The organism is Sphingomonas sp. (genome assembly GCF_036388215.1).
Taxonomy (GTDB): domain Bacteria; phylum Pseudomonadota; class Alphaproteobacteria; order Sphingomonadales; family Sphingomonadaceae; genus Sphingomonas.
In genome coordinates, this window is the sequence record NZ_DASVSH010000002.1 from 12,332 (window position 1) to 33,733 (window position 21,402).

At 65.4% G+C, this 21,402-nt stretch carries 20 protein-coding genes; 12 read left to right on the forward strand and 8 right to left on the reverse strand.

The features are described 5' to 3' along the window. Positions 1-39 precede the first annotated feature (39 nt). Complete coding sequence (locus tag VF617_RS00780) at positions 40-1,110, reverse strand: PA0069 family radical SAM protein (RefSeq protein WP_331012948.1); 1,071 nt, start codon at positions 1,108-1,110, stop codon at positions 40-42. A gap of 52 nt (positions 1,111-1,162) precedes the next feature. On the opposite strand from VF617_RS00780, the gene VF617_RS00785 reads away from it, so the two are divergent. Beyond that, on the forward strand, positions 1,163-1,516 hold the full coding sequence (locus tag VF617_RS00785; protein ID WP_331012949.1) for a VOC family protein: 354 nt from the start codon (positions 1,163-1,165) through the stop codon (positions 1,514-1,516). Positions 1,517-1,716: 200 nt separating this feature from the next. Here VF617_RS00785 and moaB read toward each other — a convergent pair whose 3' ends face one another. From moaB to VF617_RS00800, 3 genes are read right to left on the reverse strand one after another with little or no spacing between them, the layout of a single operon-like run. Continuing rightward, entirely contained in the window at positions 1,717-2,244 is a 528-nt protein-coding gene (moaB, locus tag VF617_RS00790; RefSeq protein WP_331012950.1) for a molybdenum cofactor biosynthesis protein B, read from the reverse strand. Further along, positions 2,231-4,015, reverse strand: a complete 1,785-nt coding sequence (locus VF617_RS00795; protein ID WP_331012951.1) for a lytic transglycosylase domain-containing protein — start codon at positions 4,013-4,015, stop codon at positions 2,231-2,233. Before VF617_RS00795 ends, moaB begins: the two co-directional genes overlap by 14 nt. Position 4,016: 1 nt before the next feature. Continuing rightward, complete coding sequence (locus VF617_RS00800; RefSeq protein ID WP_331012952.1) at positions 4,017-4,724, reverse strand: uracil-DNA glycosylase family protein; 708 nt, start codon at positions 4,722-4,724, stop codon at positions 4,017-4,019. A gap of 126 nt (positions 4,725-4,850) precedes the next feature. On the opposite strand from VF617_RS00800, the gene VF617_RS00805 reads away from it, so the two are divergent. The 8 genes from VF617_RS00805 (at position 4,851) to VF617_RS00840 (ending at position 13,667) form a co-directional block, all read left to right on the forward strand. After that, positions 4,851-6,506 carry an electron transfer flavoprotein-ubiquinone oxidoreductase gene (locus tag VF617_RS00805; RefSeq protein WP_331012953.1) on the forward strand — a complete coding sequence of 552 codons (1,656 nt, stop codon included), beginning with the start codon at positions 4,851-4,853 and terminating at the stop codon, positions 6,504-6,506. Positions 6,507-6,524: 18 nt separating this feature from the next. Further along, positions 6,525-7,322, forward strand: coding sequence for a 4-(cytidine 5'-diphospho)-2-C-methyl-D-erythritol kinase (locus VF617_RS00810; protein ID WP_331012954.1), 798 nt, complete (start codon positions 6,525-6,527; stop codon positions 7,320-7,322). 198 nt (positions 7,323-7,520) lie between these two features. Then, positions 7,521-8,255 (forward strand): enoyl-CoA hydratase/isomerase family protein, encoded by a 735-nt coding sequence (locus tag VF617_RS00815; RefSeq protein WP_331012955.1) that lies wholly within the window; start codon positions 7,521-7,523, stop codon positions 8,253-8,255. Beyond that, complete coding sequence (locus VF617_RS00820; protein ID WP_331012956.1) at positions 8,252-8,977, forward strand: N-formylglutamate amidohydrolase; 726 nt, start codon at positions 8,252-8,254, stop codon at positions 8,975-8,977. Before VF617_RS00815 ends, VF617_RS00820 begins: the two co-directional genes overlap by 4 nt. 11 nt (positions 8,978-8,988) lie before the next feature. Then, positions 8,989-10,710: a dihydroxy-acid dehydratase gene (ilvD, locus tag VF617_RS00825; RefSeq protein WP_331012957.1), complete on the forward strand. Its 1,722-nt coding sequence runs from the start codon at positions 8,989-8,991 to the stop codon at positions 10,708-10,710. A 55-nt stretch (positions 10,711-10,765) separates the two neighbouring features. Continuing rightward, entirely contained in the window at positions 10,766-11,095 is a 330-nt protein-coding gene (locus tag VF617_RS00830) for a hypothetical protein (RefSeq protein ID WP_331012958.1), read from the forward strand. Continuing rightward, complete coding sequence (locus VF617_RS00835) at positions 11,092-12,480, forward strand: NAD(P)H-hydrate dehydratase (RefSeq protein WP_331012959.1); 1,389 nt, start codon at positions 11,092-11,094, stop codon at positions 12,478-12,480. The genes VF617_RS00830 and VF617_RS00835 overlap by 4 nt, the downstream gene beginning before the upstream one ends. Further along, positions 12,471-13,667 carry a class I SAM-dependent RNA methyltransferase gene (locus tag VF617_RS00840; protein WP_331012960.1) on the forward strand — a complete coding sequence of 399 codons (1,197 nt, stop codon included), beginning with the start codon at positions 12,471-12,473 and terminating at the stop codon, positions 13,665-13,667. Before VF617_RS00835 ends, VF617_RS00840 begins: the two co-directional genes overlap by 10 nt. Positions 13,668-13,675: 8 nt before the next feature. Here VF617_RS00840 and argJ read toward each other — a convergent pair whose 3' ends face one another. Further along, the gene (argJ, locus tag VF617_RS00845; protein WP_331012961.1) at positions 13,676-14,902 is read right to left on the reverse strand and encodes a bifunctional glutamate N-acetyltransferase/amino-acid acetyltransferase ArgJ; all 1,227 of its coding nucleotides are present in this window, start codon (positions 14,900-14,902) and stop codon (positions 13,676-13,678) included. Between the two features lie 109 nt (positions 14,903-15,011). Here argJ and VF617_RS00850 point away from each other — a divergent pair, with 109 nt between their 5' ends. From VF617_RS00850 to secA, 3 genes are all read left to right on the forward strand, one after another. After that, positions 15,012-15,320: a hypothetical protein gene (locus VF617_RS00850; RefSeq protein WP_331012962.1), complete on the forward strand. Its 309-nt coding sequence runs from the start codon at positions 15,012-15,014 to the stop codon at positions 15,318-15,320. Between the two features lie 118 nt (positions 15,321-15,438). Continuing rightward, a complete protein-coding gene (locus VF617_RS00855; protein ID WP_331012963.1) occupies positions 15,439-15,699 on the forward strand; it encodes a hypothetical protein in 261 nt (86 codons plus the stop codon). 105 nt (positions 15,700-15,804) lie between these two features. After that, on the forward strand, positions 15,805-18,543 hold the full coding sequence (gene secA / locus VF617_RS00860; RefSeq protein ID WP_331013011.1) for a preprotein translocase subunit SecA: 2,739 nt from the start codon (positions 15,805-15,807) through the stop codon (positions 18,541-18,543). A 547-nt stretch (positions 18,544-19,090) separates the two neighbouring features. Here secA and VF617_RS00865 read toward each other — a convergent pair. The 3 genes from VF617_RS00865 to VF617_RS00875 form a co-directional block, all read right to left on the reverse strand. Then, the gene (locus tag VF617_RS00865) at positions 19,091-19,675 is read right to left on the reverse strand and encodes a CC0125/CC1285 family lipoprotein (RefSeq protein ID WP_331012964.1); all 585 of its coding nucleotides are present in this window, start codon (positions 19,673-19,675) and stop codon (positions 19,091-19,093) included. 144 nt (positions 19,676-19,819) lie between these two features. Then, complete coding sequence (locus tag VF617_RS00870; RefSeq protein ID WP_331012965.1) at positions 19,820-20,335, reverse strand: phosphoribosyltransferase; 516 nt, start codon at positions 20,333-20,335, stop codon at positions 19,820-19,822. Next, entirely contained in the window at positions 20,332-21,348 is a 1,017-nt protein-coding gene (locus VF617_RS00875; RefSeq protein WP_331012966.1) for an adenosine deaminase, read from the reverse strand. The genes VF617_RS00870 and VF617_RS00875 overlap by 4 nt, the downstream gene beginning before the upstream one ends. Positions 21,349-21,402 lie beyond the last annotated feature (54 nt).

Consider the following 21,402-nt stretch of genomic DNA (forward strand, 5'->3'; position numbering starts at 1 on the left):
GGATCGCTGTATGGGAGGTGGATCAGCAGGCCCGCGCCGCTAAAATAATTCTCTCTGCGGCCCCGCCGGGCGGCGGAACAGGTCGGTCCGCAGGTTGAAGCGTTCGCTGTCCAGTCCGTATCGGCGGCTTGCGATAAGGAAGCGGGCGCGGAGCAGCTCGGACCAAGGACCTTGCCCGCGCATTCGCGTAAAGAAATTCGGGTCATTGTCCTTGCCGCCGCGGATCGAGTTGATCGTCGCCATCACCTTCGCCGCGCGATCTGGGAAATGCTCTTCCAGCCAGGCGCGGAACAGCGGCGCGACTTCGTGGGGGAGGCGGACGGGCAGGAAGAATGCCGCCCGCGCCCCCGCCGCCGCGGCACGCTCGAGGATATGCTCCATCTCGTGATCGGTGATCTGCGGCACGACCGGAGACATCGAGACGAAGACCGGTATCCCGGCATCGCTCAGCTTGCGGATCGCGGCGAGGCGCTTTTCGGGATGCGGCGCGCGGGGCTCCAGCGTCCTCGCGATCTTCGAATCGAGCGTAGTGACAGAGATCATCACCGCGGCGAGGCCCTTCGCCGCCATGGGCGCGATAAGGTCGATATCGCGCGTCACGCGATCGGACTTGGTGGTGATCGTGATCGGATGGTCGCATTCGGCGAGCACTTCGATGCAGCCGCGGGTGATCCGCCATTTGCCTTCGATCGGCTGATAGGGATCGGTGTTGGTGCCGAACGCGATCGGCTTGCACACGTAACTCGGCTTGGACAGTTCCGCGCGGAGCAGGACCGGCGCATCGGGCTTGGCGAACAGCTTGGTCTCGAAATCCAGCCCCGGCGACAGGTCGTGATAGGCGTGGCTGGGCCGCGCGAAGCAATAGATGCAGCCATGCTCGCAGCCGCGATAGGGATTGATCGAGCGGTCGAAGGAAATGTCCGGGGATTGGTTTCGCGTGATGATCGTGCGCGGCTTTTCCACCGTCACGGTGGTACGCAGCGGCGGCGGCTCGCCGTCGATGGCCTCACGCTCGTCGAGCCAATCGCCGTCCGCTTCCGTCGACGGCAGGTTGAACCGAGCGCTCTCCTGGTTCAGTGTGGCACCACGAACGGGACGAGTCTTGGCCATTGCCGAAAGCTAGGCTGCGAAATAGAACATAGCAAGAACATTGGAGGGTGGAATGGCGCGGTTGAACTATGTGGAGTTGCCGGTGCGCGATGTGACCGCGCAAAAGGAGTTCTACTCCAGCGTGTTCGGCTGGAAGTTCGAGGATTTCGGGCCCGACTATGCGGCGATGACGACCGGCGATGTCGATGTCGGCCTGAATGGCGACATCGAGCAGGCGACCGCGCAGCTGCTGCCGGTGATCGAAGTCGAGGATCTCGAGGATGCGTTGGCGAAGGTGGAGGCAGGCGGCGGAACGGTAACGATGCCGATCTTCGCCTTTCCGGGCGGCCGCCGTTTCCACTTCCGAGACCCGCATGGGCATGAGCTGGCGGTCATGGTGCCCGATGTGAGTTCGATCGCTACCTGACGATCGTCAGGTAGCGATCACTTGCGGACGTCCCTCAAATAGATGGCATTGCCGCTTGAGATAGGAGCGACGGATGTTTGGCTGGTTCAAGAAGAAAGGATCAGGCTTTACAGCAAGGCGATGGCCTCAACCGACAATGCGGTTTTTGCAGTTTGGCGGAGAACCTGTAACGACAGCAGCCCGCAATTGCAGACGCGCGCTTACCGCTCCATCAGGCGCGGCATGAGTTCGACGAAATTGCAGGGCTTGTGGCGGATGTCGAGCTGGGTGGCGAGGATGCCGTCCCATGCGTCGGTAACCGCGCCGGTCGAGCCGGGCAGCGCGAAGATATAGGTGCCGCGCGCGACGCAGGCGGTGGCGCGGGACTGAATAGTGGAAGTGCCGATGCTCTGGTAGCTCAGCCAGCGAAACAGTTCGCCGAAGCCGGGAATTTCCTTGTCCCGGACGCGCGCGAGCGCCTCGGGCGTCACGTCGCGACCGGTGACCCCCGTCCCGCCAGTGGTGAGGATCACGTCCACACCGGCATCGTCGATCCAGGCATGAAGCTTGCCGACGATCTGCTCGGGATCGTCGCTGACGATCGCGCGGTCGGCCAGTACATGCCCCGCGGAAGTCAGCCGCTCGACCAGCCGGTCCCCCGAACGGTCGTCCGCCAAGGTTCGCGTGTCCGAAACGGTCAGCACAGCGATCCGCACCGGGCGGAAAGCTACGCCCTCATCGATTGCCAAGATCGCCCCGCGACGAGGTAGCACGCGCGCCCATGCGCACCGATGTCGCGCCCTGCATTCCGGGGAATTTGGGCCAAAGGCCTTGAGTCAGCGCCTCGCGGCTGGCCGATTTCCGGCCGTCCTTATTCTCGTACATCCAGTAATTGCGCAGCACGGTCATCACATAGCCGCGCGTCTCCCAATAGGGGATGCTCTCGATATACAGCAAAGGATCGCCGCCATCCTTCGATGCGGCGTTCCATGCCTGAACCGGGGTCGGCCCGGCATTATAGGCCGCGATAACCTTCGGCAGCAGCCCGCCCGTAAACGGCTGATCGCGCAACTGTTCGAGATAGGATTGGCCGATCTCCATGTTGACAGAGGGCTTGGTGAGATCCGACGCCGCATAAGTGACGCCCTTGCGCCGGCCCACGTCGATCGCCGCGAGCGTCTTGACCTGCATCAAGCCCATGGCGCCCGCAGCGCTGCGGATTTCCGAATTGAAACGCGATTCCTGAAGCGTGTGGGCAAAGACCAATGCCTTGTCGACGCGCCAGCCGCCGTCGGGCGTCCAATTGGGGGCTGGGTAGCGCGCGGCGACCTGAACGGTCGCGCCCGCGGGCCCGTTGTGCGAGAGCCAGAGCTGCGTCGAGGCGAGATTGAGCCGCCCGGCCAGGCGAGTGAGCGCGCCGTGTTCGGCCGCGCTGCCCAATTTGGCTTGCTGGCGCAGCACTTCGTCGGCCAGCCGGTTCTCGCCGATCTCGCTGAGCGCGGCGGCGACCCGAACATTGGGGCGACGCTCGAGCGCTTTCCAATCCTCGGTAACGAAGCTTTCGCCGCGCACCGGCTTGTCCTCTATCGCCAGCGCCTGGCGGGATAGCAGGCCGTAAAAGGTCTCGCCATATTGCGAGGCCGCCTTGAGCTTGGGCGAGACGCGGTCAGGCCGGCCACATGCCATTTCAGCGCGCGAGCCCCAATAAAGCCCGGCGGTGCGCATTTCGGTGTCGGCGGCGCGCGCGGCTACGCGGTCGAATGCCGCGGCGGCCTGGGTGCAATCCTGCTGGCGCCAGGCGCTCAGGCCCGCGACCCAATCGGCCTGCGCGGCCCAATCGCCCGAGCCCTGCTGCGCGCGCGCGGCCACTCGGCGGGCGTTCGTATCATCACCCGACACGTAATAGATCCACGCCACCTTCTGCTGCCATTCGGTCGCGGCATCCGGAGTCAGGTCTGCCAGCTTGGCTTCCACCAGCGCCTCCGCCTGCGCGCCATCATCCGCCTTTACGAAGGGCTGGATCGCCAGTGCGATCTCTGTCGCGGCGTAATCGCTCTTCACCGATCGCGCGCGCTGGCGGACGGGCGCGCCATCGAACCAGACGAGGCGCTTCGATTGAGGCAGGACGGGAATATCAGTCGCGCCGCGCGCCTTGGCCATCCGCGCAATCTGTTCAGCCTGGGGCAATTCGGGCGCTTCGGCCAGCAATGCGATCAGCGGAGGCAGATCGACCTTGGGCGAGTTCTTCGCGGTGTATAGCTCGGCGCGGGCGATCGCATGGAGCAGACCGGGCTTCATCGAATCGAGCTGGAGCTGCGCGTCCTGCCATTGTTCGCGGCGGATCGCGGCGAAGGCGGTGCGATAACCGGAGCGCTGCGACTCATCGAGCTGATCTGGGATGCCGTCGCCGTCGCGGGCGGCGGGGGATGTTGCGCGATCCTCCAGCGCAGGCGCGGGCCGATCGTCGGCAAATGCCGTGGCCGGACTGGCGATCAGTGCAGCAGCTAGGACGATACGCATCTTACTCGGTCCCCCGGCTTAACAACAGCAGGTGCTTCCAGGCTTCGCTTTTGGCGGCAGGCCGCTCCAGCAGGAAGCGGGGGTGATACGTCGCCACCGCCCGTGTAGTGCAGCCGAACAGGTTAACATCGCCCGAACCGTCTGCCGGCCCGTCGAGCAGGCGCTCGGCGGCCTTGCCGAACAGCAGCAGGCGCTCGGGGCGCAGCAGGGTTAGGTGATGCCGCGCGAGTTGGATCAGGCGTCCTTCCTGCTCGGCGGGCACACGGCCGGTCAGCGGGCGCGCCACCGCGAGCGAGCCCAAATAAACCGACTCGCGATCCAGCCCGATCGCCGCGAGCATCCGGTCCAGCAATATGCCGGCAGGTCCGCCCATCAGCGTCTCGCTGTCTTCGGCGCATGGCATGTCGCTGAAGATCACCAGCCTGGGGTGCGCCGGGCCGCTTGGCGCGATCAGCGGGGTATGCCAGCCGCTCTCGGGCGCGGCAGGACCCAGCCGCCATGCGACGAAATCCTCGAGCGTGGTCGGCAATATCTCGAGGGGTGGGGACGCCGCGGCGACCTTGTCCGGCGCGGCATCGGGCGCGGCCAGGGGCCGCGCGAGCCAGTCGCGCGGTTCGTCTTCCTGCAGCGTCTCCACGCCGGCGTCGCGCCACCATTCGAGTGCGCTCGCGAGCCCTAGCCGCCAATCATGTGCGTGTTCCGCCCCCATGTGTGCCTTTGAATCCCTGTTGACGCCGCGGTCAATCTGCCTTCATCGACGGGAGGGCAGGACGTTGCCGGCGCGCGACGACAGGCGTGTACGGCGTCCCGAAACGGACATGCAGGGGATTGGGTGATGAGCGAGCGCGAGTCGATGCCTTACGACGTGGTGATCGTCGGCGCGGGTCCTGCGGGGCTTTCCGCGGCGATTCGCCTCAAGCAGCTTGCCGCGGATGCCGGCTCCGAACTCTCGGTGTGCATCCTCGAAAAGGGCTCCGAAGTCGGCGCCCACATCCTGTCGGGCGCAGTGATCGATCCACGCGCGCTTGACGAATTGCTGCCCGATTGGCGCGACGACGGCTGCCCGCTGGCGCGCACGCCCGTCACCGAAAACCATCACTGGATCCTGAGCGAAAAGGGCAAATCGAGCTTCCTCGAATTCGTGACCCCGCCTTATCTGCACAATAAGGGCACTTATACCGGCTCGCTCGGCAATCTCTGCCGCTGGCTGGCGGGAAAGGCCGAGGAGCTGGGCGTGGAGATCTTCCCGGGCTTCGCCGCCGCCGAAATCCTCTACAATGCGGATGGCAGCGTAAAGGGCGTGGCGACCGGGGACATGGGCGTGGCGCGCGACGGCACGCACAAGCCAGATTACGCGCCGGGCCTTGAACTCCATGCCAAATACACGCTCTTTGGTGAGGGTGTGCGTGGGCATCTGTCCAAGCAGCTCCAGCGCAATTTTGAACTCTGCGGCGAGGCCCAGCCGCAGGTCTATGGCATCGGCATCAAGGAGCTGTGGGACGTGGACCCGGCCAGGCATGTGCCCGGCAGGGTGATCCACACCCAGGGCTGGCCGCTCAAGGAAGATGAGGCCAATGGCGGCGGGTTCCTGTATCACCAGGCCGACGGGCAGGTCGCGCTCGGCTTCGTGACCTGGCTGAACTACACCAATCCGTATCTCTCGCCCTTCCACGAAATGCAGCGCTGGAAGACGCACCCCGCGATCGCCGAAATCCTGCAGGGCGCCAAGCGCGTCAGCTACGGCGCGCGCGCGATCAGCGACGGCGGCTGGCAATCGGTGCCCAAGCTCACCATGCCCGGGGCCGTGCTGATGGGCGACAGCGCCGGTTTCCTCAACGTACCGCGGATCAAGGGTACGCACACCGCGATGAAGAGCGGCATGATGGCCGCCGAAGCCGCCTTCTCCGCGGTCCAGGCGGGACACTCCTCGGATGAGCTCACCGGTTATGCCGATGCCTATAAGTCGAGCTGGGTGGAGAAGGAATTGCGCGGCGTTCGCAATGTCGTGCCCTTGGTCAAGAAATTCGGCGACACCTGGGGCACCGTTTTGGCGGGCATGGCGATGTGGAGCGAACATCTCGGGCTGCGCTGGCCCTTCACGATGAAGCATCATCCCGACCATGAGAGCCTGGTTCCGGCCAGCCAGGCGCGGGTGATCGAATATCCCAAGCCCGATGGCGTGCTTACGTTCGACCGGCTCTCTTCGGTGTTCATCTCGAACACCAATCACGAGGAAGACCAGCCGGTCCACCTGACGCTGAAGGACCCCGATATTCCGATCGGCTACAATCTTCCGGTGTACGCCGAACCCGCGCAGCGTTACTGTCCCGCCGGCGTCTATGAAGTGGTGGGGGAAGGCGATGATCTGCGGTTCCAGATCAACGCGCAGAATTGCGTGCACTGCAAGACCTGCGACATCAAGGATCCCACCCAGAACATCAACTGGGTTGTCCCCGAGGGCGGCGGCGGGCCAAATTACCCGAACATGTGACACCGGGGCGCGGCTCGGATGATCGTCGAGGCCGCTCCGGCCAAGCTCAATCTCGCGCTGCACGTCCGCACGCTGCGGGCGGATGGCTATCACGAACTGGAAACGCTGTTCGCGTTCGTCGAGCATGGCGACGTGGTGACGGTGGAGCCGGCAGAGGCGGACAGCTTCAGCATGACCGGCGCTTTCGCGGCGGCGCTGGCAGGGGAAGGCGACAATCTCGTCACGCGCGCCGCCGCTTCGTTCGCCCAGCGCTTCCGCGGCGGGGCGCATGCGATAACGCTCGACAAGCGGCTGCCAGTGGCATCCGGCATCGGGGGGGGGTCGGCCGATGCCGCCGCGGCTCTGCGCGCGCTGGGGCGGCTGCATGGGGTGCCGAACGAAGCTATGTTCGACATTGCCGAAGCGCTTGGCTCGGACGTGCCCGCATGTCTTCTCGGCAAAAGCGCGATCGGGCGCGGCCGGGGGGAGCGGCTCGAGCCGGTGCCCGGGCGGCCGGGAACGCCGGTGCTGCTGGTCAACCCGGGCGTGGCGGTATCGACCGCGGAAGTGTTCCGCCGCTGGGATGGAGTGGATCGCGGGCCGATGGCTCTCGATCCACTGGCAGGCCGCAACGATCTCGAGGCGCCCGCGCGCCAGATCGCCCCGGTGATCGGCGACGTGCTGGAATTGCTGGCCGCACAGCCGGATGTGACCCTTGCCCGCATGTCCGGTTCGGGCGCGACCTGTTTCGCGTTGTTCGACAGCGAGGGAGCGTGCGAAGCCGCCGCCCGTTCAATGCGACCCGGCTGGTGGGTACAGCCGACCCGCCTGATCTGATCGCTTCCTGGTCCTCGCGGGGCAAGACGGTGGTGAGGAGGTTAACCAGACTCGCAAACCCGGTCTTGTAACCTGCCGGTGCAATCTTGCCTCAGCGGATCAGACGCCAGGAGCGGGACGTCCGCCGGTGGCCCTTGCCTCGGCAAGCGCCATCCCCGCCGCTTGGCTCGCCAGCCGCAAGCCCCTAATGCCGGGGCCATGATCCATGCCGAGCGCGACGGCGCCATCGCCACCATCACAATATCCCGGCCCCAGGCGCGCAATGCCCTGTCGATCGCCGGCTGGCACGCGCTCGCCGAAGCCGCTCGGAAGATCGCGACAAGCGACGCGCGCTGCGTGATCCTCAAATCCGACGTGCCGGTGGTATTCTCGGCGGGCGCGGATATCGGCGAATTCGCCACTTTCGCCACGGACGACGCCACCCGCTTCCGCGAAGCGATGCGCGCCGGGATAGAGGCGATCGCGGCGCTTCCCATGCCCATCATCGCCGTGATCGACGGCGGCTGCTTCGGGGCCGCCATCGCGCTGATACTCGCCTGCGACTTGCGGGTGGCCGGGGATGGGGCGCAATTCGCTTCCACGCCCGCCAAGCTCGGCATCGGCTATCCGCGCGAGGATGTCGCGCGGCTGGTGGCGCAGGTGGGCAAGGGCAATGCCGCGCGGATGCTGTTCACCGGGGAGATCGTCGATGCCGCCGACGCGCTGGCGATGGGGCTGGTGGAGTTGCGGTGGGAAGAGCCCGCGACCCTGGCCCGCGCCTTTGCCGATCGCATCGCCGCCAATGCGCCGGGCGCGATGCGGCTGCTCAAGCGTACCCTCGCCGATCCCACGCAGCCCGATCTGGACGCGGCGTTCGATGCGGCCTTCGGCGGTTCCGAATTCGCCGAGGGCCACAAGGCGTTTCGAGAGCGGCGCAGGCCGGTTTTCGAATGACCGAGATTATCCAGGGCCGGGCAGGGGACGTGCTCCTGCTGTGCGATCACGCCTCAAACGCCGTTCCCCCGGGCATCGAGCTCGGCATCGCGCCTGAACTCCTTGATCTCCACATCGCGGTGGATCTCGGCGCTGGGCCGCTTACCCGCGGCCTTGCCGCCGCGCTGGATGCGCCCGCGATCCTCGCCACCGTCTCGCGCCTCGCGATCGATCTGCACCGCGAAAGCGACCATGCCGGGCTGATCCCGCATCGGAGCGATGGCCACGCGATTCCCGGCAACCGGAACGCGGACCGTCAGGACCGCATCGCCCGCTTTCACGCGCCCTATCACCGCACCATTCGCGATCGCGTCCGCGCCCAGCGGCCCGCGCTGGTCCTCTCGATCCACAGCTTCACACCGTGCCTGGAGCAGGGCGGCACGGATCGCCCCTGGGAAGTCGGCATACTCTATAATCGTGACGCCCGCGCCGCGCTTCCCGCCATCGCATGGCTGCGCGGGCAGGGCCTGATCACCGGCGACAACGAACCCTATTCGGGCCGGATGCTTAATGCGACGCTCAACCGGCATGCCGAAGGGCAGGGCATTCCCTCGATTGCGATAGAAGTGAGAAACGACTTGATCCGCGACAAGCGGGGCATCGAACGATGGACCTGCACTTTGGAGGGCCTGACAAATTCTTTGCGCAATAGTCTTGCGCGGAAAGGCGCTCCCGCGACATAGGCTGTCGCACTATGACCCATCGCTTCGACAAAGCCCGGCTTCCCAGCCGCCATGTCTCGGTCGGCCCCGAGCGCGCCCCCCACCGCAGCTATTATTACGCGATGGGGATAGCCGAAGAGGATATCGCCAAGCCCTTCGTCGCGCTCGCGTCCGCCGGCAATGACAGTGCGCCGTGCAACACTACGCTCGATTTCCAGGCGGACGCGGCGCGTGAGGGCGTGATCGCGGGCGGTGGACTGCCCCGGCGCTTCAACACGATCACCGTGACCGACGGTATCGCGATGGGCCATCAGGGGATGAAATCCTCGCTCGTCAGCCGCGAAGTCATCGCCGACTCGGTGGAGCTGTCGGTGCGCGGCCATTGCTACGATGCGCTGGTCGGCTTCGCCGGGTGCGACAAGTCGCTGCCCGGCATGATGATGGCGATGCTGCGGCTCAACGTGCCTTCGATCTTCGTCTATGGCGGATCGATCCTGCCCGGCCGCTACGAGAATCGCGACGTCACCGTGGTAGACGTGTTTGAAGCGGTGGGCCGCTATGCCGCGGGGACCTGCCCGATTGCCGACCTTACAGCGCTGGAAAAGGTCGCATGCCCCGGCCATGGCGCGTGCGGTGGCCAGTTCACTGCCAACACCATGGCATGCGTCGGTGAAGCGATCGGGCTTTCGCTGCCCAATTCGAACATGGTGCCCGCGCCCTATCAGTCGCGCGAGCAGATCGCCATCGCGGCCGGCGCGCAGGTGATGGAGTTGCTCGCGCTCAACCTGCGCCCGCGCGACATCTGCACCCGCGAGGCATTCATCAACGCCGCGCGCGTGGTGGCTGCGACCGGCGGATCGACCAACGCGGCGCTGCACCTGCCGGCCATGGCCAGTGAAGCCGGCATCGAGTTCGACTTGTACGATGTAGCGGACGCTTTTAAATCAACACCTTATATAGCCGACTTGAAACCCGGGGGCAGGTATGTCGCCAAGGACATGCATGAGGCCGGCGGTGTCTATATGCTGATGAAGACGATGCTCTCGGGCGGTTTCCTCGACGGCGATTGCATGACCGTGACCGGCAAGACGCTGGGTGAGAATATCGACCAGGTCACGTGGAACCCCGACCAGAAGGTGATCTACGACGTCAAAACGCCGCTTTCGCCCACCGGTGGCGTGGTCGGCTTGCGCGGCAGCCTCGCTCCCGAGGGGGCAATCGTCAAGGTCGCGGGCATGCACCGGCTCCAGTTCACCGGTCCCGCCCGCGTGTTCGATTGCGAGGAGGATTGCTTCCAGGCGGTCGAGAAGCGCCAGATACAGGAAGGCGAAGTGATCGTCATCCGCTATGAGGGCCCCAAGGGCGGACCCGGCATGCGTGAAATGCTTTCGACCACCGCCGCGCTGTACGGCCTCGGCATGGGCGAGAAGGTGGCGTTGATCACCGACGGGCGCTTCTCCGGCGCGACGCGGGGCTTCTGCATCGGCCATGTCGGCCCTGAAGCCGCCGAGGGCGGCCCGATCGCGCTGATCCAGGACGGAGATTCGATCCGCATCGATGCCGAAGCGGGCACGATAGACCTGGATGTTCCGGAGGACATTCTCGCCGCGCGGCGCGCCTCCTGGAGCCCGCGTGTGAACGATTACCAGTCTGGTGCGCTGTGGCGCTATTCCCGCACTGTCGGCCCGGCCTATAAGGGGGCGGTGACGCACCCTGGAGCTAGCGCCGAACGCCATGTCTATGCGGATATATAACAGCGTCATAGCATTCATTCTTCTGACAGCGTGTGAAAGTATCGTCCCTGACAAGGTGGCGGATGCCAAGCGGGCGGCGCATAAGGAAGCCGTCGAGAAGGCCGATGGCCGGATCGAGTGCGCACCACCGGGGCAGGACCGCTTCGCTTATTCCTGCGCGATCGATATCGTTGAGTCACAGGACGGGCTGTTCCTGACGCTGCGCCATCCGGATGGCGGTTTCCGCCGCCTGCTGGTAACCCGCGATGGCCGCGGGGTGACCGCCGCGGACGGCGCCGAGCACGCCCAGGTGACCACCCTGGCGCCAGATCTGATCGAAGTCGCGATCGGCGGCGCGCGCTATCGCTTGCCCGCGACCGTCCGGCAATCCACACCGGCCAAGTGATTCCCGCCGACGCCCCGATCGTGACTGCCGCCCAGATGCGCGCCGCCGAGGAGGAAGCCTTCCGCTACACGCCGCAGATCGAGGTGATGGAGCGCGCGGGCGCAGCCGTGGCGCGAGAGGCGGCGCGCTTTTCCCTGGGCCGCCCGATCCTTTTACTGGCGGGTCCCGGCAATAATGGCGGCGACGCCTATGCCGCGGCGTGCTTGCTCAAGGCGCGGGGCCATGACGTCACCGTCGCGGCATGCGGAGAGCCGATGACGGGCGCGGCGAAGGCGATGCTCGACGCCTGGGACGGCCCGGTTTCCTCACTCTACGAAGCCCGGCCCCGCCCAATATTGATCGATGGCTTGTTCGGCACCGGACTCACTCGCCCGCTCGAGCGCGGCGTCGCGGCGGTGTTCGCCGAGTTGGTCGGAGCGGCCGAGTTCAGCCTCGCGATCGATTTGCCCTCCGGCATCGAGACCGACACGGGCGAGGATCTCGGCGCGCGCCGGATGACCGCGACGCTCGCTTTGGGCGCGCTGAAGCCGGGCCATGTGCTTGGGCGCGGGCGCGAGTGCAGCGGCCATGTTATCCTCGCCGATATCGGCGTGCCGGTCGAGACGCGCTGGCGCACGCTTGCCCGGCCGGGGCTTCGGGTCCCTGGAGCGCTGGACCACAAGTACAGCCGCGGCATGGTCGTCGTGGTCGAAGGCGCGATGCCTGGAGCGGCTCGGCTTGCGGCGCGTGCCGCGATGGCCGGCGGGGCGGGTTATGTAATGCTCGCCGGCGCGGATATCCGGGGCGTGCCGGATGCATTGGTCCACCGAGCGGTGCAGAGCGGCGACGATCTCGCCGATCTGCTCACCGACGAGCGCATCGGCGCGGTGGTGATCGGCCCCGGTCTCGGCCGCGATCGACGCGCCGAAGCGATGCTCAAGGCGGCTCTGGGATGCGCTCGCCCGCTGATCCTCGATGGCGATGCGCTCAGCCTGCTCGGCAAGTCCGCCGCCGCCTGGCTCCAGCGCCGCACCGCGCCTGCCTGGCTCACGCCCCATTCGGGCGAATTCGAGCGGATGTTCGATACGGAGGGCAGCAAGATCGACGCGACGCTCGCCGCTGCCGTCACCTCGCGCAGCACTATCCTCCACAAGGGAGCAGATACCGTTATTGCGTCCTGGAAGGGCGCTGCGCACGCGCTCCCTACTGGCTCGCAATGGCTTTCGACGGCGGGGACAGGCGACGTGCTGGCGGGTCTGGTCGGAGCGCAGGTGGCGGCGAACCACGCGCAGCCGGCACAGGCGGCCGCATGGCTGCACGCGCGCGCCGCGCAACTCGCCGGGCCGGCCTTCATCGCCGACAGCCTGATCGATTATATCCCCCAAGCGATCTCCGAATGCCTGTGAGCGACGATATGGTCGTCCGCGTGGCGGGCAGGGGCGAGGGGGTTACTGGTGATGGCCGCCATGTGCCCTTCACTGCGCCCGGCGATATTGTCGGCGCGGATGGGGTCGTCACCCCCGGCCCGCACCACCATGCGCCGCCTTGCCGTCATTTCCCCGAATGCGGCGGCTGCCAGCTCCAGCATCTCGATGACGCGAGCTGGAGCCAGTATATCGTCGATCGCATCGCGGGCGCGCTGGCCGCGCACTCGCTCGAAACCGAGATCCGTGCGCCGTTGCTGTCGCCCCCGCGCACGCGCCGCCGTGCTACGCTGCATGCCGAGCGCCGCGGGCGGCAGGTGCATCTCGGTTTTACCGGGCAGGGCAGCCACCAGATCATCGATCTGCAGGAATGCCATATCCTTGCGCCCGATCTGTTCGCCTTGCTCTCGCCCCTGCGCGGGCTGCTGGCGGCGCTGCTGCCCAATACGCGGCGGATCAACGTGCATGTCGCCCGGACTAACCAGGGCCGCGACGTGCTGATCGACGGACTCGATGCCGAAGGGCTGGCGGCCGCCGAAGCGCTCACGGCCTTTGCCGGGCGCCATAAGCTCGCCCGGCTTTCGATCGACGAAGGCTTCGGCCCGACTGCGCGCTGGGAGCCCGAGCCGGTGACGGTCACGCTGGGCGGCGTCGCGGTGCCGTTTCCGGCGGGCAATTTCCTCCAGGCAACATCCGAGGGAGAGGCCGCCCTGGTCTCGGCGGTCCATGAGATCGCAGCCGATGCCGGCACCGTCGCCGATCTGTTCGCCGGCTTGGGGACCTTCACCTTCGCCTTCCCAGCCGCCAAGGTCTACGCCGCCGAGGCTGCCCGTGACTCGATCCTGTCGCTCAAGGCGGCGGCGGCTCACGCGGGCCGCCCGGTCTTCGCCGACCATCGCGACTTGTTTCGCCGCCCGGTCAGCAGCGTGGATCTGGGCAATTTCGGTGCGGTCATCCTCGATCCACCGCGCGCCGGTGCCAAGGAACAAGTAGCGGAAATCGCAGGTTCGCGTGCTCCGCTGGTGGCATATGTCTCGTGTAATCCCGGAACTTTCGCCCGAGATGCTGAGATTTTGTGCAAACACGGCTATCGCCTGGACTGGATCCAGCCGGTCGGGCAATTTCGATGGTCCACCCATGTGGAGCTCGCCGCGCGGTTCAGCCGCTGATCCCAGGCTCAGCTCCGATAATCGGCATTGATCGAGATATAGCCGTGCGTCAGGTCGCAGGTCCAGACGGTGGCGCGGCCCTCGCCCAGGCCCAGATCGATGCCGATGCGGATGTCGCTGCCTTTCAAATGCTCGGCGACCGGGGCTTCCTCATAGCCGGCCACTGCCAGCCCGCCTTCGGCCACTTGCGTGGTCCCGAAGCGGATCGCGAGCTTGTCGCGCTCGGCGGGCTCCCCCGCCTTGCCTACGGCCATGACCACGCGGCCCCAATTGGCGTCCTCGCCGGCGATCGCGGTCTTCACCAGCGGCGAATTGGCGATCGACATGGCGATGGCATGGGCGCTGCGATCGCTTTCCGCGCCCTGGACTTGGACGGTGATCAGCTTCCGAGCCCCTTCGCCGTCGCGCACGACTAGCAGCGCGAGCTGATGGCAGAGATCGACGAGCGCTGCGCGGAAGGCGTCGGCTCCGGCGCAGTCCTCGTCGGTGAGCGGCGCGTTGCCCGCCTTGCCCGTGGCGAAAGCGAGCACGGTATCGCTGGTCGAAGTGTCACTATCCACCGTGATGCACGAAAAAGTCTTAGTATTCGCGCCGCTTAACGCCGATTGCAGAAACTCCGGGGCCACTGCTGCATCGGTGAAGATGAAGCCCAGCATCGTCGCCATGTCGGGCATAATCATGCCGGAACCCTTGATGATGCCGGTCAGCGTCACTCTGCGCCCATCGACAATCGCATGGGTCACAGCGCCCTTGGCGAAGGTGTCGGTGGTCATGATCGTAGCCGCCGCGTCTTCCCAGGTGCACGGCGTCGCGGTGAAAGCGGCATCGAGCCCGGCCTCTGCCTTGTCGATCGGCAGCGGCACACCGATCACTCCGGTGGAGGCGACGAAAATGTCCGAAGGCTCACAGCCAAGATGCGCCGCGGCGCGCGCCGCGATCGCCTCGACCGCCGCACGACCCCGATTTCCGGTGAAAGCATTGGAATTGCCCGCATTGACCACCAGAGCGCGGGCCTTGCCGAGCACCAGCGCCTTGCGGCACCATTCCACTTCGGGCGAGGGACAGCGGCTCTGGGTGAGCACGCCCGCGACCGCGGTGCCCGGATCGAGTGTCACGAAGGTCAAGTCGCAGCGGTCCCAATTCTTGTAGCGCGCCCGCGCCACGTGCGGCGTCGTGCCGGGGATCGCCGGCATGTCGGGGAAGGGAAGGGCGAGCGGTGAGCGTTCGGTGGACATGGCGGGACCCGAGATGGAGTGGCGGCTGCTTCGGGCAGCGGCGGGCAAATATCAAGTTTGTTGGCAGACGGGCTTTTGCTACAAGCGCTTATCCAACGGAGAGGTTTTCATGTTGTTCGTATCCCTGCTCGCGCTCGCTTCTTTCCAGGCGGGTCCGGCCGCGCCGCCCACGGTGCTGACGTTGACCGTCCAGAAGCTGCCGTCCAGCTTTCGCCAGAACCCCGTCGTCACGCTCACCTTTGACGGCAAGGGCGCAGCCACCGGGTGCAAAACGGCCAAGACCAGCGGCAGCACTGCCATCGATCGGGTCGCGTGCACCCAGGCCCAGGGCAATGTGAAGGCCGATCCGGTTGCCGATGGGGCGCCCTCGACGCGCGACGTCACGGTCGGATTCGAAGCCGAGGCGCCGAAGGGCTGATCCCGGCGCGCGGTTCGCCGCGTGATTTCCATTGGCGAACGCGCGGGCAATCACTATGTCGCCTGACGAACCGCGTAGGCTGAAGGCCCGCGCGGCTTCCCGCACATGAGAGATACGCTTGGAATTGCTGCTTCTCCTCACTGCGCTGCTTGCAAGCCTGACCGGCGCCGGTTCGGGCGAGCGGCAGGTGCGCGCGGTGCAGGGCGTGGCGGTGGTCCATGCCGCCGAGGCGGCACAGGCGGCGGTCCAGCCCGCTCGGGCGGTCAAGCCCCCTTCGGTAGCAACGCGCGCCACGCGCTCGGCGCCGGCGCTGCGCCCCTTGCGCAATTCCGCGCCGCTCGCCGGGCAGCATTTTCCTTTCGAGCGCCGGCTCGAATGAGGTTTGCCGCGGCCCGCTGACGTTCGGCCGCGCATCTCCGTAATTTGCATTTCGCGCGCGCCGTACTCGGCGCGACGCCTCCTTTAGATCATGACTGGAATTCCCATGCTCGGCGGTTTGGCCAAGACCATCTTCGGATCGTCCAACGAACGCTATGTGAAGTCGCTCGGTGCGATCGTCGCCAAGATCAACGGCTTCGAAAACACCATCTCGGCGATGACGGACGAGGAACTGGCCGGGCAGACCGCCAGGTTCCGCGAGCGGCTGGCGAACGGCGAAAAGCTGGACAATCTGCTGCCCGAGGCTTTCGCCACGGTGCGCGAGGCGGCCAAGCGCGTGCTGGGGCAGCGGCATTACGATGTCCAGATGATCGGCGGCATCGTGCTTCACCGCGGCGAAATCGCGGAGATGCGCACCGGCGAAGGCAAGACGCTGGTCGCCACGCTGGCCTGCTACCTCAATGCACTGCCCGGGGAGGGCGTTCACGTCGTCACCGTCAACGATTACCTGGCGGCGCGCGACGCCGAATGGATGGGGCGCATCTACAAGTTCCTGGGAATGACCGTGGGCGTGATCATCCCGAACCTTACCGATCAGGCGCGGCGCGAAGCCTATCATTCGGACATCACTTATGGGACGAACAACGAGTTCGGCTTCGATTATCTGCGCGACAACATGAAATATGATCGCGCCTCGATGACCCAGCGCGCCTTCAATTTCGCGATCGTCGATGAAGTCGATTCGATCCTGATCGACGAGGCCCGCACCCCGCTGATCATCTCGGGCCCTACGGACGACAAGTCTGAGCTCTACATGCGCGTCGATGCAATCGTGAAGCAGCTCGACAAGATCGATTACGAGATGGACGAGAAGCAGAAGTCGATCATCCTGACCGAGGACGGCACCGAAAAGGTCGAGCGAATGCTGGAGGCGGCTGACATCCTGGTGGGCGCCAATCTCTATGATTTCGAAAATACCCAGGTGGTCCACCACCTGAACCAGGCGCTGCGCGCGAACATGATGTTCAAGCGCGACATCGATTACATCGTCAAGGACGACAAGGTCATCATCATCGACGAATTCACCGGCCGCATGATGGACGGGCGGCGCTGGTCCGAGGGCCTGCACCAGGCCGTGGAGGCCAAGGAAGGCGTGGCGATCGAGCCCGAGAACCAGACCATGGCCTCGATCACCTTCCAGAACTATTTCCGCATGTATCCCAAGCTCTCGGGCATGACCGGCACCGCGGCGACCGAAGCGGCGGAATTCTTCGACATCTACAAGATGAACGTCGTCACGATCCCGACCAACCTGCCGGTCAAGCGCGCCGACGAGGAAGACGAATTCTACAAGACGATCGAAGAGAAATTCGCGGCGATCGCCAAGAAGATCAAGGATCACGCTTCCAAGGGGCAGCCGGTGCTGGTCGGTACGGTCTCGATTGAAAAGAGCGAGATGCTGTCGGACTTCCTCAACAAGGAAGGCGTCGATCACGCGGTGCTCAATGCCCGCCATCACGAGATGGAGGCGCATATCGTGGCGCAGGCGGGCCGGCTCGGCACTGTCACGATCGCGACCAACATGGCCGGCCGGGGAACCGACATTCAGCTCGGCGGCAATCTGGAGTTCCGCATCCATGACGAGTTGAGCGAAATGCCCGAGGGCCCCGCGAAGGACGCCGCGATCGACGCGATTAAGGCCGAAATTCAGGTGGAAAAGGACGCGGTCATCGCCGCCGGCGGGCTGTTCGTGCTCGGCACCGAGCGCCATGAGAGCCGCCGCATCGATAACCAGCTGCGTGGCCGCTCGGGCCGCCAAGGCGATCCGGGGCTCAGCCGCTTCTATCTGAGCCTGGACGACGATCTGCTCCGCATCTTCGGATCGAACACGCTGTTCAGCCGCATGATGCGCTCGAACATCGAGGACGGCGAGGCGATCGGCAGCAAGTGGCTGACCAAAGCGATCGAGACCGCCCAGAAGAAGGTCGAGGCCCGCAACTACGATATCCGCAAGCAGGTCGTCGAATATGATGACGTGATGAACGATCAGCGCAAGGTGATCTACGAGCAGCGCTCGGACATCATGGATGCCGACACGGTGGGCGACGTAGTCGAGGACATGCGGGCGGAGACGGTCAACGCGATCGTCGGCGATGCCTGCCCGCCCAATTCCTATCCCGAGCAATGGGATGTGGAGGGGCTCAAGGAAAAGCTGAGGTCGGTCCTCAATATCGAGGTCCCCGTGGACCAGTGGGTCAAGGAAGAGACCGTCGAGCCCGAGATGGTGGAGCAGCGCGTCCGTGAAGCGGCCGACAAGCTGATCGCCGAAAAGGCGGCCGATCTGGAGCCCGAGACGTGGCGTCAGGTGGAGAAGTCGATCCTGCTCCAGAGCCTCGATCATCACTGGAAAGAGCATCTCGCGATGCTCGACGCGCTGCGCCAGGTGATCCACTTGCGTGCCTATGCGCAAAAGACGCCGATCAATGAGTATAAGCACGAGGCGTTCGCGCTCTTCCAGCGCATGCTCGAGACGATCCGAGAAGACGTGACGCGCACGCTGGCGATGGCGCAGTTCCGCATGGCGCCGCCGGAAGGCCTGCCGGAACTGCCCGATTTCCTGACGACGCACATCGATCCGCTGAGCGGCGACGACGACACCTGGGATTATGACGGCGGCGCGACCGGCGCGGTGACTACGCGGATCCCGATGCTGGGCATCCCCCAGCCCACGGGCGATGACTTGCCGACCGATCCCGCCGAATGGGAGGGCCTGGTCAGCCGGAACGCGCCGTGCCCGTGCGGTTCGGGCTCGAAATACAAACATTGCCACGGGCAAGTGGCTTAGGCCGCCAATATCCCACCCATCACTCGGCACACCGGCCGGTCGATTTTCCCTCTCCCATCGGGAGTTTCAGGTCGGCCATGCCCCCGGCATGGCCTAAACAGCGCGGGGCGCTGTTTACCTGAAACTGGTTGCGCAGACTTGGGTCGCGTTCTTCACGCGGCCCTAGTCGTAGCTGGGTGAGGGGATCACCCTCTCGATAGCATGTCCCCTCATCCAACCTCCGCTAAGCAGCAAGCTGCCAAGCCGTCCTCCACCAGACGCGGTGCCCTAAGCACCCCCCTTGCAATATAGGATTTCGCCTGCTTGGCTGAGCCGGTCGGCACCCCCGACCGCTCTTTGAAATCGTCGGTCCGAAAAACCCCATGGCCAGTGCGAACATGGGAACATTCGCGCCGCGCGAAAGCCGTTGCTGGTGTGACCTTGTGTGACTTTTCGCGGGCCTGGCCGACCGCGCATTGGCCTAACCTTTACTAACCTTCCGTGTCAGCCACGAAAAAGGGAGCGCCTGCGAACAGTCGCTCCCCTTATTTCTCCGCTCTGACAGAGATCAGCGCGTGGGCGTCACGATCGACGGGCCGAGGCGATCGATCACTTCGCGCGCGTCGAAGGCGCGGACGTTGCCGCGCGGCTTGGGGCCGCGACCGACGACGATTTCAGCCATCGCTTCATATTGATTGACTGTGCGATAGTCCCAGTCGCGGCGGCTCCAGAACGGATCGTCGTAGAAGGGGTTGTAATAGCCCCAGCCAAAGCCGCGACGGTAATAGCGCCAGGATGGACTCCAATAGCCCCAGGGGCCGGCGCCGAACGCGCTGGGCTCGCGATACCGCGTGGTTCGAGTTTCGGTGTCTTTCGAGACCAAGATGAAATGGTCGAAGCCGCGCTGCAGGGTAAGCTCGGCGGCGCGGAAGAGCAGGTAGCGCTCGACCGTCTCACGCGAAGTGAGGCTGTTGCCGCGGAAATTGACCTGGAAGCGGTCGTCTTCGAGTTGCTGGTCTGAATAGCCGTTGGCCGAATAACCGGTTGCGGGCTGATAGGGTGTCGCGGTCATGCAGCCGCCGAGCGCGGCGCTGCCCGCCAGGGCGAGTGCGAGCGCGGCGATGCGCGGACGCTTAAAAGTGCTTTTCAGCATGGTTCCTCCGATAGTTAGGCGCTTGGGGGCAGGGTTTCTGTTCTTACCCGATGGCAACGCGCGTGGAACTCGATGTGTCCGGCGCGCCGCCGGACGAACGGTGGCGCACGCGCGATTGACGGAGGCTGAACGCGTGAGCGGCTGTCAGGCGATTCGCTCCGGCACTTCCATGGCGTCCTCTTGCAGCGCTTCGCGCGGCGCCATCGCCTCCCAGGGGAACACGAACCAGTCCTTCTGCACGGCGCGGTCTATGGCCCGAAAGCCGTATTCCACTGTTTGCGACGATTGGACATTGTTCATCAGAACGGCGAAGCGGATATGCTCCGCGATCGCGCCTTCCGCGGCCAGCGCCGTGCGGATTTCGCCGATCGTCTTGCCGCTGTCGTTGATGTCTTCGATGAAGAGCAGCCGATCGCCGCCCCTGGTGCGCTGGGCGAGCACGCTCACCAGTTCCTCGCCGAATTGCGCGATCCGGGTGGAGTGGTCGATCGACACGAGCGGCAGCCCCATCCTGTGCGAGAGATATACCGCGGGAGTGAGCCCGCCCCGGCCCACGCCAACCAGCAGCGAAGGCTCCCATTCGGCAGCGGCGTCGGCAATGGCATGGACGCCGGCGACCATGTCTTCATGACTGAACGGGGTGAAGACGATACCGCTCATGCATTCGCCTCCGCATAGGCGTCGAGCGCGCCGAGATGGTCCGCTACAGCTTCATCGGGGAGGAAGGAGCCGAGGAAGCTGTTGCGCGCCAGCGTGACCAACTGGCGCTTGTCCAGGCCGCGCCCGCCCGCGATCGCGCGGTAATTGTCGCCGACATAGCCGCCGAAATAGGCCGGATCGTCCGAATTCACGGTGGCGCGAAGGCCGAGTTCGAGCATCCGGTCGATCGGGTGCGCATCGATGGAGGCGACGTTGCAAAGCTTGACGTTGGATAAGGGGCAGACGGTGAGCGTCATGCCCGAGCGCGCCAGCCGGGCGACCAGGCGCGGATCCTCCAAGCTGCGATTGCCATGGTCGAGCCGGTCGACATTCAGCAGATCGAGCGCCTCATAGACATATTCCGGCGGCCCTTCCTCGCCGGCATGCGCCACGCGCTTGAGCCCCATCGCCCCCGCAGCGGCAAACACCCGCTCGAACTTTGAGGGCGGATGACCCACCTCGGAGGAGTCGAGGCCCACGCCGGCGATCTGATCGATCCAGGGTTGGGCCTGGTTGAGCGTCTTGAAAGCAGCCTCCTCGTCGAGGTGGCGCAGGAAGCAGAGGATCAGCTTCGAAGTGAGGCCGTGCCTGGCTTCGGCGTCCGCCATGCCCTGGAGCAGCCCGTTGGCGACGACGCCGAAGGGAATGCCCCGATCCGTGTGGGTCTGGGGATCGAAGAATATCTCGGCATGGACGACGCCGTCGGCCGCGGCGCGATCGAAATAGGCAAGCGCCAGATCGCGGAAATCCTCCTCGGTGCGCAGCACATTGGCTCCGGCATAATAGATGTCGAGAAAGTCCTGGAGGTTCGAGAATTCATATGCGGCGCGCACTTCCTCCACCGATTTGAAGGGAATCTCGACGGCGTTTCGCCGTGCGAACTCGAACATCTGCTCGGGCTCAAGGCTGCCTTCGATATGCAAATGGAGCTCGGCCTTGGGCATGCCGGTGATGAAGGTGTCGAGATCGCTCATGCGGCAAGCATGTCAGGCGCGGCGCGGAGCCGCAAGCGGGCGCGGGCGTTCTCA